Below are 13,315 nucleotides of genomic sequence, written 5' to 3'. Positions count from 1 at the left end.
CTATTTGCCCGTGCGGCCGGATCCCAATCCGCTGATGGCAGCGCCGAGTTGGGTGATGGCCGCACCGACATCCTTCAGCGAGTCGAGGCGCTTCTGCTCGGTATCGCGTTCGAGGTCGGAGAGCCGCGCCTGCAGCGCGGTGAGCTCGTTGGTGAAGTCCGCCTGCATCTGCTTCAGCGAAGCCTGCATCTCCTCGCGCAGACCCGAGAGATTGGTCTCGAGCGAACGTTGCGCGCCGCCAAACAGGAGATCGCGGACCTGATCGATCGTCGCCATGCCATGCGCCGCGGCATCCGCGCCGTTGCCGGCCGCCGCGTTTGCCAGTCCATCGCTATCCTTGGTCTGGCGCTCGATACCCTTCATGGTCATTCCCTGTTTAGTCAAAGCCGCGCAATCCGGACCTGCCGTGTCAAAAAGCAAATCCGAAACAATCCTATAGCCAATTTTGTCGGCGCGGCCCAGAGAAAGGCGAGCAATCTCAGCCAGATCAACCGCATGGTGTGCGATTGGGGGCAATTATTTCTAGTAAGTTATTGCCTTTATTGCGAGTTCCGTACGGTTCTTGACCTGGCATTTCTCCAGAATGGTGCTGACATAGTTCTTCACCGTGCCCTCGGCCAAATGCAGCCGCTCGCCGATCTCGGTGTTGCTCTTGCCCTCGACGATCAGCGTGAGAATTTCATTCTCCCGTGCCGTCAGGCCGTCGCGAACCGGCAGCTTCGCCGAGACGCGCGGGCCGCGCAGCCGCTTGAACTCGTCGAGGATGCGCGCGGCGACGCTTGGCGACAGCCCGGACTGGCCGTTGATCACCGCGCGGATGGTTGAGGCGATCTCCTCCATCCTGGCGTCCTTCAGCAGATACGCCTTGGCGCCGGCGCTGACCGCCTCGAAGATCAGATCGTTGGTCTCGAATGTCGTCAGCACGACGATATGGGTCTGCGGCAGTTCGCGGAGAATCCGCTGGGTCGCCGCGATGCCGTCGACGCGCGGCATCTGCAGGTCCATCAGGATCACGTCCGGCCGATAACGCCGCGCGAACTCGATGGCCTGCTCGCCGTCGGACGCACCCGGAAGGATCTCGAAATCGTCGTTCTGCTGGGCAAGCAGTGTGGCGATACCTTCCCTGATCAGGGTCTGATCCTCGGCGATCAGCACCCGCACCTTCTCAATTCTGCTCACGGGCTTCCGTCATCCTCTCGAAAGTCTCGAATGCGCGGCAACGACATCAATCGGCCAGCAGGCCGGCAGATGCTGCCGGCGGCACCGCAACGGGGAGCGATATCCGGACCAGCGTTCCCTGTCCGGGCGCGCTCTCCACCGCGCAGCTTCCGCCGACGAGTTCAGCAAATTCGGTCATCCCGATCAATCCGAAATGTCCGGGAGTAGGCACCGCGAGATCGAAGCCGCGGCCGTCGTCGCGGATCTCGACGACGAGCTTGCGACCGACCGCGGCCGGCGCTTCGAAGGCGTGAAAGGAGACACGGCGCGCCATCGCATGGGCCTGAACGTTGCGCAATGCCTCGCTGAGGATGCGTTGAACCGTCAAGCCGCAATCGCGCAAGCCGGGACGCGCCTCGTCGTCGATCTGGATCGACACCCTGACGCCACTGCGCGCGGCGAAGTCACTGAGCATTCCCTCGACGTCGGGATCAAGCTTCAAATCGTCGGGCGTGCGCAGGCGATCGATCGCCTCGCGGGCACGCGCGAGCCCGGTCGCCGCGGCGTCTTCCGCCGTCGCAAGGCTGTCCGCCACGCGCGCGGGATCGGCTGTCAGATAATGCCTGATCAGCCGGATCTGGGTCAGCAGCGCCACGATCGAATGCACCAGCGTATCGTGCAGATCGCGCGCCAGCCGCAGCCGCGTCCGCGCCAGCGAGGCAAAACGCACCTCGGCGCTGGCCGCCTCGAGCTGCTGCTCCATCAGGCGCCGGGCTCGGCGCTCGCTGCCGAGCAGCGTTTCGACCTGACGCCCGGCGAAGTCCGGCATGGCGATGACGAAGTAATGCGACTGCGCGTCATTCCACAGCACGACCGCCGTCATCGGCTGAGCTATCCCCGGCGAGGCACCGCGAACACCGGCCAATGCGATGATGTCCCGCTGGCCGCGAGCCAGCGCCGCCAGCTCGGCCTCCATGCCGACCAGCAGCATGCATTCGCAGCAATCGACGCCGATGGCGGGAAGCCATTCGACCAGCCGGCCGATCTTGCGCTGCATGCTTCGATCGGCACCGATGACGGCGAGACCGATGACGTCAGCTCCTGTGGCCGCAAGCAAATCCGCGCTCAGATCGATCATGCGTTGCCCATCAACTCAGCGAGCAGCCCACTCTGGCGTAAGCCGGCAGCGGCCGCAAACGAATATGACTTTCGTCACAACTAATCCTGACTTTGGTCAGATGCCCCTGCCGCTCGAAATGCGGTTCTGTCTCGCGAATGAGCAACAGCGCAAGCCATGATGTGCCACGTGCCGGCGTCCATGGCGATGCCGGCCGGCCGCCGGACCTCGCGGAAGGTCGCGCCAGTCGGCCGGAGTGTGAGCTGACAATGAAGGCCGCGCCACGGAAATCGTTGGGTATCGAGCTCATGCGGGCGGAAGCGGAGAAGCCTGCGCGGCGCCGGCGCCTGAGCGCGACCCAGAAGCTGGCATTGCAGGAAGCGCTGGCCGGACGCCTGCAGCTCTACCCGCGCGGATATGCCGCGAGCAAGACCGGCCCGTTCCACTCGCGCCGTGCCATCCTCGGGCTGGTGCGCGCCGGCCTGATGAGCCTCAGCGCGACCGCGCGCTATGCGGCCGTGACCCGGCGCGCACGGGACATGTACGCGACACCGGCGACCAGCGAGAGCGAGTAGCTCGTGTCGTCGAGGTACTGCGCATCTCCCGACGACGCTCAGTCCGGCAAGGGCGCGCCCCAGCTTGCCGTCACGTTGCCGCCCAGCCTCGGATTGTTAAAGGGCCTCCTGGGGCCGAGAATTGGCGGCAAGCGCGGATCGTGAAACCGGGCGTAATACGGCTCCATCCAGGCAAGGTCTCCCTGAAACGTCCAGGGGAAGAGCTGCTGCGGAACGTTGGTGAGCGCGCCGAAGCCGCGCTCGTCCTGCACCGCACGAACGATCAGGTCGGCGAGCCGACGGATCGCTCCATTGTTCTCCGCGTAGAGATCGATCTTCCGGCGGCTCGCGAGCTCGGCGCAGAATACCAGCGGGATCAGCGCGAAGTTGTGATAGTGCAGCGCGCGCTCGCCGCGCTTCAGCTCGCGTTGCAATTCGCCGTGGACGCCGATGTCCCGGATGCCCTGGCGCGCCCGGGACATACCGGCATCGACCAGATCGCCCCGATCAGTCAGGGTGCCGATCGACATCAGATCGAGCCCGGCCCAATAGACCAGATTGTCGCCGAGGTGGTTGATGCGATCGGCATCGCGCGTTTCCTCGGCAATCCGGATCAGCCACGGCTTGATCTCCTGGAATCGATGATCCGCCTTCGTCGATGTGCTGGGGAAGCGCAGCAACGCGAGCGCGAAATCGGTCCCTGCCCAGGAGCGCTCGAAATCGCTCTGGTAATTCGCCCCGATCGTGAGCAGCGCATGTCCTCTCGCCCAGCTTGCGAGCAGGTCCAGCACGCAATCCTGGTCGCGTTCATCGGCGGCCTTGTTGACCTGCGCAATGAACGCGTGCAGCGGCTTGATCGCCTCCGCGTAACCGCCGGCATTCTGGTAGAAGCCGGGTGGATCGACCGAGGTCAGCGCCGGCGGCGCCTCGCAGGTCCGGGCCGCTGCCGGCTGTGCCAGGCAAGCAAGGACGATCGACACGCCGATCGCCGTGAAACGAACATCAAACTTCATTCCAAACAAACTCCGCGAGCCACCGCGGGACGACACGCCACGTTGTGAGCGCAAGCGCAGTCATCGACAACCGCGCGCACGAAGACAACAAAATCTAATGTGATGCGCTCCGGGGCCGAGTTCAGGCGCCGTTCAGATCGTCCGGTCACCGCACCGACGATCACGGGAATATGAAGGTAATCTGCGAAGATTATCTTTACAGTTTACCTGTACATATGTCATTCTCACCAACATGAACAATGCAGTGGCCCGCACCGGCTCGGCGCGTACATCCGCGCTCGCCGAAGACCTTCGCCTGTTGATCGGAACGCTGAAGCGACGGCTGCGCGAGCAGGGTCAGCGCGAGGATCTTCCGCCGTCCCAGGTCGCGGTGCTGCTGCGCCTCGAAAAGGACGGCCCCGCGACCGTGTCGAGCCTGGCGCGCTCGGAAGGCATGCGGCCGCAATCGATGAGCTCGGCGATAGCGGCGCTCGAGGCCGCGGGGCTGGTCCGCGGCGCGCCCGATCCGGACGACGGCCGCCAGACCATCATGTCGCTTACCGATAGCTGCCGCGAGCGGCTGCGCAACGGCCGTGCCGCGCGGCAGGACTGGCTGTCGCGCACCATTGCTGCGCGGCTGTCGGCGCGAGAGCAGGATGAACTCGCCGCCGCCGTCGGCCTGCTGAAACGGCTGATCGCAGATTGATGCCGGCCGCGCCGCGCCAATCGCGAGAAGGGAAACGATCATGGCTCTGACGACGCTCGATCCGATCACCGCCCTCATTGTCGTCGACCTACAATCAGGGCTCGTCGGCGCGCCCTTCGTGCACCCGTTCGAAGACGTCGTGGCGCGCGCCTGCGCCCTCATCAATGCGTTTCGACGGCGTGGACTGCCGATCGTGCTGGTCAATGTCGACGGCACGGCACCGGGACGAACCGAGCGGCCGCGCCACAGCGGACCATTTCCGGATGGCTGGACCGAGCTGATTCCGGAGCTCGATCGGCGGCCGGGCGACATCGTCGTGACCAAGCGGACATGGGGCGCGTTCGCCAGCACGGATCTCGAGAAGCAGCTGCGCGCCCGCAGCGTCACGCAGGTCGTCGTCGCCGGCGTAGCGACCGGGACGGGCGTCGAGTCGACGGCGCGGCAGGCCTATGAGGCCGGCTTCAACGTCACGCTCGCGACCGACGCGATGACCGATGCGCGGCCCAACGCACATGCCTACAGTATCGAACAGGTGTTTCCGCGACTCGGCGAAACCGGCTCGACGCAGGCCATCATCGATCTGCTTGAAAGGACCAACGCGCATGAACTGGCTTGACCTCGTCGCCTATTTCTTCGGTGGCGCCTTCCTCACCAACGCGATCCCGCACGTCGTCGCCGGCATGATGGGTGAGCCGTTCCAGAGCCCGTTCGCAAAACCGCCTGGCGAGGGCCTGTCGTCATCGACCGTCAACATCGTGTGGGGCTTCTTCAATCTCGCGGTCGGATATCTCCTGATCTGCCGCGTCGGCGACTTCGGCTTGAGAACCACCAGCGACGTCGCAGCACTCGGTCTCGGCGGCCTCTCGATCGGCCTGTTCCTGGCGCGGCGGTTCGGACGGTTTCACGGCGGGAACGAACCACAGGGAACATGAGACGCGTCTTTCGATCGCTCGTAAGCTTCAACTACCGGGTCTGGGCGGCCGGCGCGCTGGTGTCCAACATCGGCACCTGGATGCAGCGCGCCGCCCAGGACTGGCTCGTCCTCACCCAACTGACGCAGCATAGCGCATCCGCGGTCGGCATCGTGATGGCGCTTCAATTCGGCCCGCAGCTGCTGCTGATGCCGTGGAGCGGCTTCGCCGCGGATCATTTCAACCAGCGCAAGCTGCTGATGGCGACCCAGGCGACGATGGGCGCGCTCGCGCTGGTCCTCGGAATTCTCACCGTCACCGGACTGGTGCAGCTCTGGCACGTCTATGTATTCGCATTCCTGTTCGGCTGCGCGGCAGCACTCGATGCGCCGGTGCGCCAGACCTTCGTGGCCGAGCTGGTGAGCGACACCAACCTGTCGAATGCGATTGCGCTCAACTCGACCTCGTTCAATGCCGCGCGCATGATCGGCCCCGCCGTCGCCGGCCTGATCATCGCCTCCGTCGGCACCGGCTGGGCGTTCCTGTTCAACGGCGCTTCGTTCCTCGCGGTGCTGACCTCGCTGACCCTGCTGCGCACCTCCGAGCTGCGCCCGAACGCGCGGGCCCATCCCGCCAAGGGCAGCGTCATGCAGGGTTTCCATTATGTCTGGTCCCGCCCCGATCTCCGAGCGACCTTGATCATGCTGTTCCTGATCGGCACCTTCGGACTGAACTTTCCGATCTTCATCTCCACCATGGCGGTCGGCGTGTTCCGCACCGATGCACGCGGCTTCGGCCTGCTGTCGTCGGTGATGGCGCTCGGCACGATGTCGGGCGCGCTGCTCGCCGCGAGCCGCGACCAGCCGCGATTCTCTTCGCTGATGCTAGGATCGGCGACCTTCGGATTGGGCTGCACGCTGGCCGCCCTGGCGCCGAACTATTGGCTGTTCGCCGCCGCGCTGGTCGTGATCGGCGTCGCCGCGCTGACCGTCACCAACACCTCGAACGCGCTGATGCAGCTGTCGACCGAGCCTGCAATGCGCGGACGCGTGATGGCGCTACGGCTTGGTGTGGCGCTGGGCGGCACGCCGATCGGCGCACCGATCGTTGGCTGGGTCGCCGATCACCTCGGCCCGCGCTGGGCACTCGGCGTCGGCGCCGCCGCCGGCTTTGCCGCCGCGATCGTCGCCCTGGGCATGCTGTCGCGGACGCATACCCCGGCCGAACACGGCAGCATGCCGCCGGCCGAATGAGTGGACGGCCCGCAACGCCTCAGACGAAGGCGCTCAATCCCGTGATCGACTTGCCGACGATCAGGGTGTTCATCTCGCGGGTGCCCTCGTAGGAGTCGATCGCCTCGGCGTCGGCGACGAAGCGGCCGATATGGTTCTCGAGCAGGATGCCGTTGCCGCCGAGCAGCTCGCGCGCATAGCCGACCGTCTCGCGGCACTTGACGGTGCAGAACGCCTTGGCCAGCGAGGCGTGCTCGTCCAGCATCACGCCTTCGTCCTGCATCTGTCCGAGCCGCAGCATCATCGCCTGCGTCGCGGTGACGTTGCCGAGCATGCGGACCAAGAGATCCTGCACCAGCTGGAAGCCGCCGATCGGCCTGCCGAACTGCTGCCGCTCGGTCGCATAGCGTAACGCGTGCTCATAGGCGCCCATCGCGCAGCCTACGGCGAACCATGCCACCCCCGTGCGGGTCGTGCGCAGCACCTTGGTCTTGATCTTCTCGACCGCGAAGCCGGGATTGTCCTTGGCCACGACAAAGCCCTTGACCTGGTTGGAGCCCTCCTCGCGCGCCCAGATCACGTTGATGTCGGCGAAGGTGGCATTGCCGATCCACTTCTTCTGGCCGTTGAGGATCCAGACATCGCCCTCGCGCCGGCAGGTGGTCAGCATGCCGCCCGATGTCGCCGAGCCGACCAGCGGTTCGGTGAGACCGAACGAGCCGATCTTCTCGAAGCGCATCATCGCCGGCAGCCAACGCTGCTTCTGCGCTTCGTCGCCGCAAAGATAGATCGAGCCCGCCGAGAGCCCGGTGTGTACGCCCCAGAAAGTCGCGACCGAGCAATCGACCCGCGCCAGCTCCATCGCGACGAAGCCGTTCAAGAGCCAGCTGCCGCCCGCCGCGCCATAACCCTGGTAGCCGACACCGCCGATGCCGATCTCGGCCATCTTAGGGATGATCGCGAACGGAAATTCGTCGCGACTCCAAAATTCCTCGATCACAGGCGCGACGACGCCCTCCGTGAACTCGCGCACGCGCCGCAGCAGCGCGCGCTCCTTGTCGTCGAGGACGCTGGCAATCCCGTAGAAGTCGCCGTTGATCGGCGGCGGCGCTCAATCCGGCCTGGCCGGCCGTGTCGCGTGTGCGTTGGCCATGGTGTCCTCCCTGATACATGGCGATGCTTCGCCCCTATCGCGCTTTCCCGGCAGGACCCGCGCCTGCCGGGATTCGTCTCATCGTGAGGTCAGGTCGGCTTGTTCGGGCGGACGCTGGCGCGGAACTCCTCGAAATTCTCCTTCATCCGGTCCTGGATGATCTTCACCGCTTCCGTGGTCGACTGCCGCGCCGTCGACGCGCTGTCCTGCGCGCCCTTGACCGCGATATCGAACACCTTGCGCGCGAATTCGGTTTGCAGAGCGAGGTTCTCATGAATCTTGCCGAGCGGCTTGTACTCGCGCGCCAAGGTCGCGGCCTCGCGCAAGCCCGCCTCGATCACCTCGCGCTGCTTCTGCGCCACCGATTGCGCGCCCTGGGCCGCAACCTTCGCGCTCTGGCCGAGCGCCTCGAGGTTCTTCTTCTGCGCCTGCAACAATTCGTCCACGTTCAGTTTCGGCAAGCCGAGGTCACTGCCGAACTTCCTGAGCATGTCGATGTAAGAGGTGTTGTCGGTCACGATATCCTCCCTGGTTGCTGTGTCTAAGGCTTCTGCCGTCCGCCTCCGGACGTAGGAACGAGATCCCTGAAATAGCTCGTCGTTCGCGCGAGCAGAGATGACGATGCGACCTGACGGCTCTCGTCGGCTAGAAACGCTTCGATCAGGCCGGCGGTTTCCGTTGGCCGCGTCACCATGAACAGGTGCCCGTCGTCGATCAGGCGCAGCTCGGCATTCGGGATCAGGCTCGCCATGATCTGACCGTTGACCGGAGGGACGAGCGGATCGTCGCGGCCCATCAGAATCAGCGTCGGCTGCGGCAACGACCAGAGCCAGGGCAGGCTGGTCCAGCCGGTCATCGCAAGCAGCTGATAGAAGTAACCCATGCTGCGCGCGCCGTGCATCGCGGCCGCATGCCGGCCGATCAATGACGGATCGTCACGAAACGCCCCGCCATAGACGTCGGCGGCGATGCTTTCCATGTAGCCCTTGTCGGCGTAGCGGCGCGGCGTCGCCATCTTCCACAGCACCGCCGGACTTGCCGGCACCATGGTAAAACCGGGCGCGGTCGCGGCCAGCACCAGGCGGCGGCAGCGCGTTGGAAACTGATGCGCGAATTGCTGCGCGATGCCGCCGCCCCAGGACACGCCGGCGACGTCGACCTCCGTGTAGCCCAGCTCCGCAACGAGCCCGGCGGCAAGCCGCGCCAGGGTCGACGGACGATAAGGCCACGCCGGCCGTGGCGATCCGCCAACGCCGGGCACGTCGAAGATGATGGCGGTGGTCGAGGTGAGCGCGTCGAGGAACGGCCGCGCCAGCTCCCAATTGGCGCCGATGCCGTTGAACAGCAATAGCGGCGGCCCGCTGCCGCCGCCGTGCCTGATCGCGACCTGAAGCAACTGGCCGTCGATCGTGATCTGCCGCGTCTCGATCATGCCGCGCTGCGCGGCCTCGCCAGTGCTGGTGAGATCGTCAGTCAAAGACGTAGGTCCCCGGTGCCGCGCCAAGCGATGGATGGCGCGCGCTGCCGAGCGTCGCGGGCGCCGCCACCTCGTCGCCCGAGCGCGCCTGCAGCCAGTCGCGCCAGTCGAGCCACCAGCTGCCCTTGCGCTTCTCGGCCGAGGCCATGAACGCATCAGGCTTGTCCTTGGAGATCGGCCCGATCATGAAGGACGCCTTCGGATTGCTCGGCGGGTTGAGCAGGCTCTGCAGGTGCCCGCTGTTCGACAGCACGAAGGTGGTGCCCTCGCCCATGATCTGCGCGGTCTTGTAGACACCTTTCCACGGCGTTATGTGGTCGGTCACCCCGGCGACGACGTAGCTGTCGGCCTTGACCTTGCTCATGTCGATGGTCTTGTCGTTCAGTGTCAGCTTGCCGGCGTTGGCGAACGGGTTCGAGAAGTAGAGGTCGAGATAGTCGCCATGCAGCCCAGCCGGCAGGCGGGTCGTATCTGCGTTCCAGTACAGGATGTCGAAGGCCGGCGGCTGGTTGCCGAGCAGATAGTTGTTGACCCAGTAGTTCCAGATCAGGTCGTTGGGCCGCATCCAGGCGAACATCCGCGCCAGATCGTGGCCGTCGACGATGCCGCGCAGCTGCGAGGTGGCCTTCGCCGCGCGCATGGTCTCCGGTGTCATCAGGCAACCGAACGTGCTCTCCTCGGCCGAATTGGGATCGAGCAGGCAGACCGCCAGCACCAGGTTCTTGATCTTCTTCTCGGTTGCGCTGCCGAGCGTCGCGAAATAGGCCGTCGAGGTGATCCCGCCGGAGCAGGATCCCATCATCGAGATGTCTTCGCTGCCGGAAATCTCGCGCGCCGCGTCGACCGCCTCGTCGAGCGCGGCGACATAGGTGTCGAGCCCCCAATCGCGATGCGCCGCCGTGGGGTTGCGCCAGCTGACGGCAAAGACCTGGAAACCGCTCTCGAGCAGGAAGCGGACCATGCTCTTGTCCGGCGAGAGATCGAGCGCGTAGTACTTGTTGATCTGCGGCGGCGTGATCAGAAGCGGCCGCTTCCTGACTGTCGGCGTCGTCGGCTTGTACTGGATCAGCTCGAGCAGTTCGTTGCGGAAGATCACCGCGCCCGGCGTGGTCGCGAGATTCTCGCCGACTTTGAACGCGTTCATGTCCACCATCGACGGCATGCCGCGGTTCTGCGTCAGATCGCCGATATAGTTCTTCAGGCCGCTCCACAGGCTCTGCCCGCCGGTGTCGATGAACTTGCGGACGGCCGCCGGGTTGGTGAGCATCGTGTTGGTCGGCGCGACGGCGTCGATCAGGATATCCGTGATCAGATGCGCGCGCTGCTTGTCGATCTCGCTGAGGCTGGTCTTGTCGACAAGGCCGTTGATCGCCTCGCCCCACGCCAGATAGGCCTTGAGCAGGCCGGAGTGCAGCGAGCTCTCCTTCCAGGTCGGATCGGCAAACCGCTTGTCGCCGGCCTTCGGTGCGCGATCGGACTTGCCGGCGGCGATCGAGCCGAGCTCGCCGACGAAGGACAGCCACTGCTCGGTCGCGACCTTCGGCTCGTTGATGACGGCTTTGAACAGGATACCGGCGCCCTCGACGAGGTCCTGGCCCTGGATGCCGACGAGCGGATTGAGCGCCAGCGTATTCCTGGACGCCGCCTCGGACATGTCGGACGCCGAGGAATCCGGACCGCGATTTTCCGTGCTCATTGCTTTGCTCCCTCCGCCGGAATCAGAAGGGCCAGCGTCTCGGCGATCAGCGCCGGCTTTTCGGAGCCTTCGACCTCCAGCGTGTTCAGGGTTTTCATGATCACCTGGCCGCCGTCCCGCGGCTCGATCCCGGACAGCACGACCCGCAGCCGCACCCGCGTGCCCGCTGGCACCGGCGCCAGGAAGCGCACCTTGTCGACCCCGTAATTCAGTCCGGCCGCGGCATCGCGCGGGATGATGCCGACCTGCATCGCGAGCGGCGCCACCATCGCGAGCGTCAGATAGCCATGCGCGATCGGACCGCGGAACGGGCTCTCCCGTTTGGCGCGTTCGACGTCGACGTGGATCCATTGATGGTCGCCGGTGCAGGCCGCAAAATCATCGATGCGCTGCTGATCGATCGCAACCCAGTCGGAAAGCCCGAGCTCCTTTCCGACGTGTTCGCCGAGCCCGGCCAAAGTGAGGTTGCTCATGACGTCGTCCTCCTCGATCCGTTCTTGGCTGTACTGGAGCGTCACATATTGCCGTACAGCTCGCGCAGCTCCTTCTTGTTGATCTTGCCGACGCTGGTCTTGGGAATGCTGTCGATGAACAGGATCCTGCCGGGGATGCCGTACTTCGAGATGACGCCCTTGTCGGCGAACACCTTGAGATGGTCCTTGATGGCGACATCGCTGAGGCCCTCGACGCCGGCCGGCTTCTTGACCACGAGCGCGAGCGGCCGCTCGCCCCATTTGTCGTCCTTGACGCCGATCACCGCGGCCTCGGCGACGCCGGCGCATTGCGAGATCAGATCCTCGATCTGCAGCGAGGACACCCATTCGCCGCCGGTCTTGATCACGTCCTTGATCCGGTCGGTGATGTGGACGTAGCCGCCCGGACTGACCACGGCGATGTCGCTGGTGTGCAGATAGCCGCCCTCCCAGAGCTGCTCCGACCCTTCGGGGTTATTGAAGTAGCCCTGGGTGAGCCACGGCGCCCGCAGCACGATCTCGCCGGCGGACTTGCCGTCATGCGGCACGTCCTTCATGTCGGGATCGACGATGCGCAGATCGACCAGCGGGCCGGCCATGCCGGCGCGGGTGCGGAATTCGACTTCGCCGTCTGGGTCGCCGCTGAGATCCCTGGAATGGACGTGGGAGACCGCGGCAAGCGGGCCGGTCTCCGACATGCCGTAACCCGCGAAGATGTCGACGCCGGCCTCCATCGCCTGCTTGGCCAGCGCCTTCGGCAACGCCGAGCCGCCGATCACCATCTTGAGGCCGTGGAGATCGACCTTGGCGGCAGCGGCGGCGTTGAGCAGCATCTGCAGGATGGTGGGCACGCCGTGCGTGAAGGTGACGCCTTCGCTCTTGATCAGCTTGACCAGCATCGCCGGCTCGTAGCGGCCGGGATAGACCTGCTTGGTGCCGGCCAACGTCGCCGACCACGGAAAGCCCCAGGCGTGAACGTGGAACATCGGCGTGATCGGCATATAGACGTCGTCGCGCGAGAAGCGCCCCTGCGAGCCGGCCATGCCGAACAGCGCGAGTCCTGCGATGGTGTGCAGCACGAGCTGGCGATGGCTGTAATAAACCCCCTTGGGCAGACCGGTGGTGCCGGTCGTGTAGAAGGTGGTGGCCTGGGTGTTCTCGTCGAAGTCGGGAAAGTCGTAATCCGGCGAGGCTGCCGCAAGCAGGCCCTCATACTCGCCGATGAAGGAGAGGTTGCCGGTCTGCGGGGACGGCTTGTCCGAGATCACGATCATCCGCTTGACCTTGGGCAACTGCGCCTTGATGCCCTCTAGCAAACCGACGAACTCTTCATTGACCAGCAGCGTCGACGCGCCGGCGTGATCGATCGTGTAGGCGATCTGCTCCGGCGACAGGCGGACGTTCACTGTCTGCAACACGGCCCCCATCATCGGGATCGCGAAGAAGGCTTCGAGGAAGCGATGGCTGTCCCATTCGAGTACGCCGACGGTGTCGCCAGGCTCTACGCCGGCCTTGCTGAGCGCCGAGGCGAGGCGGCCGATCCGTTCTCTGGTGTGTCGATAGGTCTGGCGCTTGAGATCTCGATAGACGATCTCCTGATCCGGCGCCTGCACGCGCGGCGTGTGCCAAAGCTGCTTGAAGATGAGCGGATAGTGATAGGCGGATTGGGCAGTCTGAATCAGCCTTCCGACCATGGAAGCCTCCCTCGACCTGGCATCTCCTCCGACCGTTGCGTCCGCAGTTCTGAGCGAGCGGATCGCGTGGCCTGCCGTCCTCATGTCGCGACGGTCCGACCGCGTGACATTACGACCAAGCCTCGCGTGGCGCCCGAGATTTGTGAAGGTCC

At 65.2% G+C, this 13,315-nt stretch carries 15 protein-coding genes; 5 read left to right on the top strand and 10 right to left on the bottom strand.

All coding sequences use genetic code 11. From position 1 onward, the window contains the following. The 3 genes from AKN83_RS23955 to AKN83_RS23945 form a co-directional block, all read right to left on the bottom strand. Window positions 1-363 (bottom strand): hypothetical protein, encoded by a 363-nt coding sequence (locus AKN83_RS23955; RefSeq protein ID WP_244522071.1) that lies wholly within the window; start codon window positions 361-363, stop codon window positions 1-3. Window positions 364-522: 159 nt separating this feature from the next. Next, the gene (locus AKN83_RS23950; protein WP_050406118.1) at window positions 523-1,179 is read right to left on the bottom strand and encodes a response regulator transcription factor; all 657 of its coding nucleotides are present in this window, start codon (window positions 1,177-1,179) and stop codon (window positions 523-525) included. Between the two features lie 46 nt (window positions 1,180-1,225). Further along, complete coding sequence (locus AKN83_RS23945; RefSeq protein WP_050406117.1) at window positions 1,226-2,296, bottom strand: sensor histidine kinase; 1,071 nt, start codon at window positions 2,294-2,296, stop codon at window positions 1,226-1,228. A 272-nt stretch (window positions 2,297-2,568) separates the two neighbouring features. Between AKN83_RS23945 and AKN83_RS23940 the strand changes: the two genes are divergently transcribed. Next, window positions 2,569-2,850, top strand: a complete 282-nt coding sequence (locus AKN83_RS23940) for a hypothetical protein (protein WP_244522070.1) — start codon at window positions 2,569-2,571, stop codon at window positions 2,848-2,850. A gap of 38 nt (window positions 2,851-2,888) precedes the next feature. On the opposite strand, the gene AKN83_RS23935 is transcribed toward AKN83_RS23940, so the two are convergent. Next, on the bottom strand, window positions 2,889-3,842 hold the full coding sequence (locus AKN83_RS23935) for an alginate lyase family protein (protein WP_083992192.1): 954 nt from the start codon (window positions 3,840-3,842) through the stop codon (window positions 2,889-2,891). Between the two features lie 232 nt (window positions 3,843-4,074). Here AKN83_RS23935 and AKN83_RS23930 point away from each other — a divergent pair, with 232 nt between their 5' ends. The 4 genes from AKN83_RS23930 to AKN83_RS23915 are packed head-to-tail and all read left to right on the top strand — an operon-like array spanning window position 4,075 to window position 6,691. Then, the gene (locus AKN83_RS23930; RefSeq protein ID WP_050406115.1) at window positions 4,075-4,527 is read left to right on the top strand and encodes a MarR family winged helix-turn-helix transcriptional regulator; all 453 of its coding nucleotides are present in this window, start codon (window positions 4,075-4,077) and stop codon (window positions 4,525-4,527) included. 40 nt (window positions 4,528-4,567) lie between these two features. Next, window positions 4,568-5,143 (top strand): isochorismatase family protein, encoded by a 576-nt coding sequence (locus tag AKN83_RS23925; protein WP_063695492.1) that lies wholly within the window; start codon window positions 4,568-4,570, stop codon window positions 5,141-5,143. Beyond that, window positions 5,130-5,459: a hypothetical protein gene (locus AKN83_RS23920; protein WP_050406113.1), complete on the top strand. Its 330-nt coding sequence runs from the start codon at window positions 5,130-5,132 to the stop codon at window positions 5,457-5,459. The genes AKN83_RS23925 and AKN83_RS23920 overlap by 14 nt, the downstream gene beginning before the upstream one ends. Then, entirely contained in the window at window positions 5,456-6,691 is a 1,236-nt protein-coding gene (locus AKN83_RS23915) for an MFS transporter (RefSeq protein ID WP_050406112.1), read from the top strand. Before AKN83_RS23920 ends, AKN83_RS23915 begins: the two co-directional genes overlap by 4 nt. 19 nt (window positions 6,692-6,710) lie before the next feature. Here AKN83_RS23915 and AKN83_RS23910 read toward each other — a convergent pair whose 3' ends face one another. From AKN83_RS23910 to AKN83_RS23885, 6 genes are all read right to left on the bottom strand, one after another. Then, window positions 6,711-7,748 carry an acyl-CoA dehydrogenase family protein gene (locus tag AKN83_RS23910; RefSeq protein ID WP_283807402.1) on the bottom strand — a complete coding sequence of 346 codons (1,038 nt, stop codon included), beginning with the start codon at window positions 7,746-7,748 and terminating at the stop codon, window positions 6,711-6,713. Window positions 7,749-7,912: 164 nt separating this feature from the next. Continuing rightward, window positions 7,913-8,341, bottom strand: coding sequence for a phasin family protein (locus AKN83_RS23905; RefSeq protein ID WP_050406110.1), 429 nt, complete (start codon window positions 8,339-8,341; stop codon window positions 7,913-7,915). A 23-nt stretch (window positions 8,342-8,364) separates the two neighbouring features. Beyond that, window positions 8,365-9,300: a poly(3-hydroxyalkanoate) depolymerase gene (gene phaZ, locus AKN83_RS23900; RefSeq protein ID WP_063695491.1), complete on the bottom strand. Its 936-nt coding sequence runs from the start codon at window positions 9,298-9,300 to the stop codon at window positions 8,365-8,367. Then, window positions 9,293-10,996 (bottom strand): alpha/beta fold hydrolase, encoded by a 1,704-nt coding sequence (locus tag AKN83_RS23895; protein ID WP_050406109.1) that lies wholly within the window; start codon window positions 10,994-10,996, stop codon window positions 9,293-9,295. Before AKN83_RS23895 ends, phaZ begins: the two co-directional genes overlap by 8 nt. After that, window positions 10,993-11,469 (bottom strand): MaoC family dehydratase, encoded by a 477-nt coding sequence (locus AKN83_RS23890; protein ID WP_050406153.1) that lies wholly within the window; start codon window positions 11,467-11,469, stop codon window positions 10,993-10,995. Before AKN83_RS23890 ends, AKN83_RS23895 begins: the two co-directional genes overlap by 4 nt. A gap of 41 nt (window positions 11,470-11,510) precedes the next feature. Further along, window positions 11,511-13,163, bottom strand: a complete 1,653-nt coding sequence (locus tag AKN83_RS23885; RefSeq protein WP_050406108.1) for a fatty acid--CoA ligase — start codon at window positions 13,161-13,163, stop codon at window positions 11,511-11,513. Between the last annotated feature and the right edge of the window lie 152 nt (window positions 13,164-13,315).

Source organism: Bradyrhizobium embrapense (assembly GCF_001189235.2).
GTDB lineage: Bacteria > Pseudomonadota > Alphaproteobacteria > Rhizobiales > Xanthobacteraceae > Bradyrhizobium > Bradyrhizobium embrapense.
The sequence above is the reverse complement of the archived record's forward strand: the minus strand, read 5'-3'. Positions and strand labels throughout refer to the sequence as shown.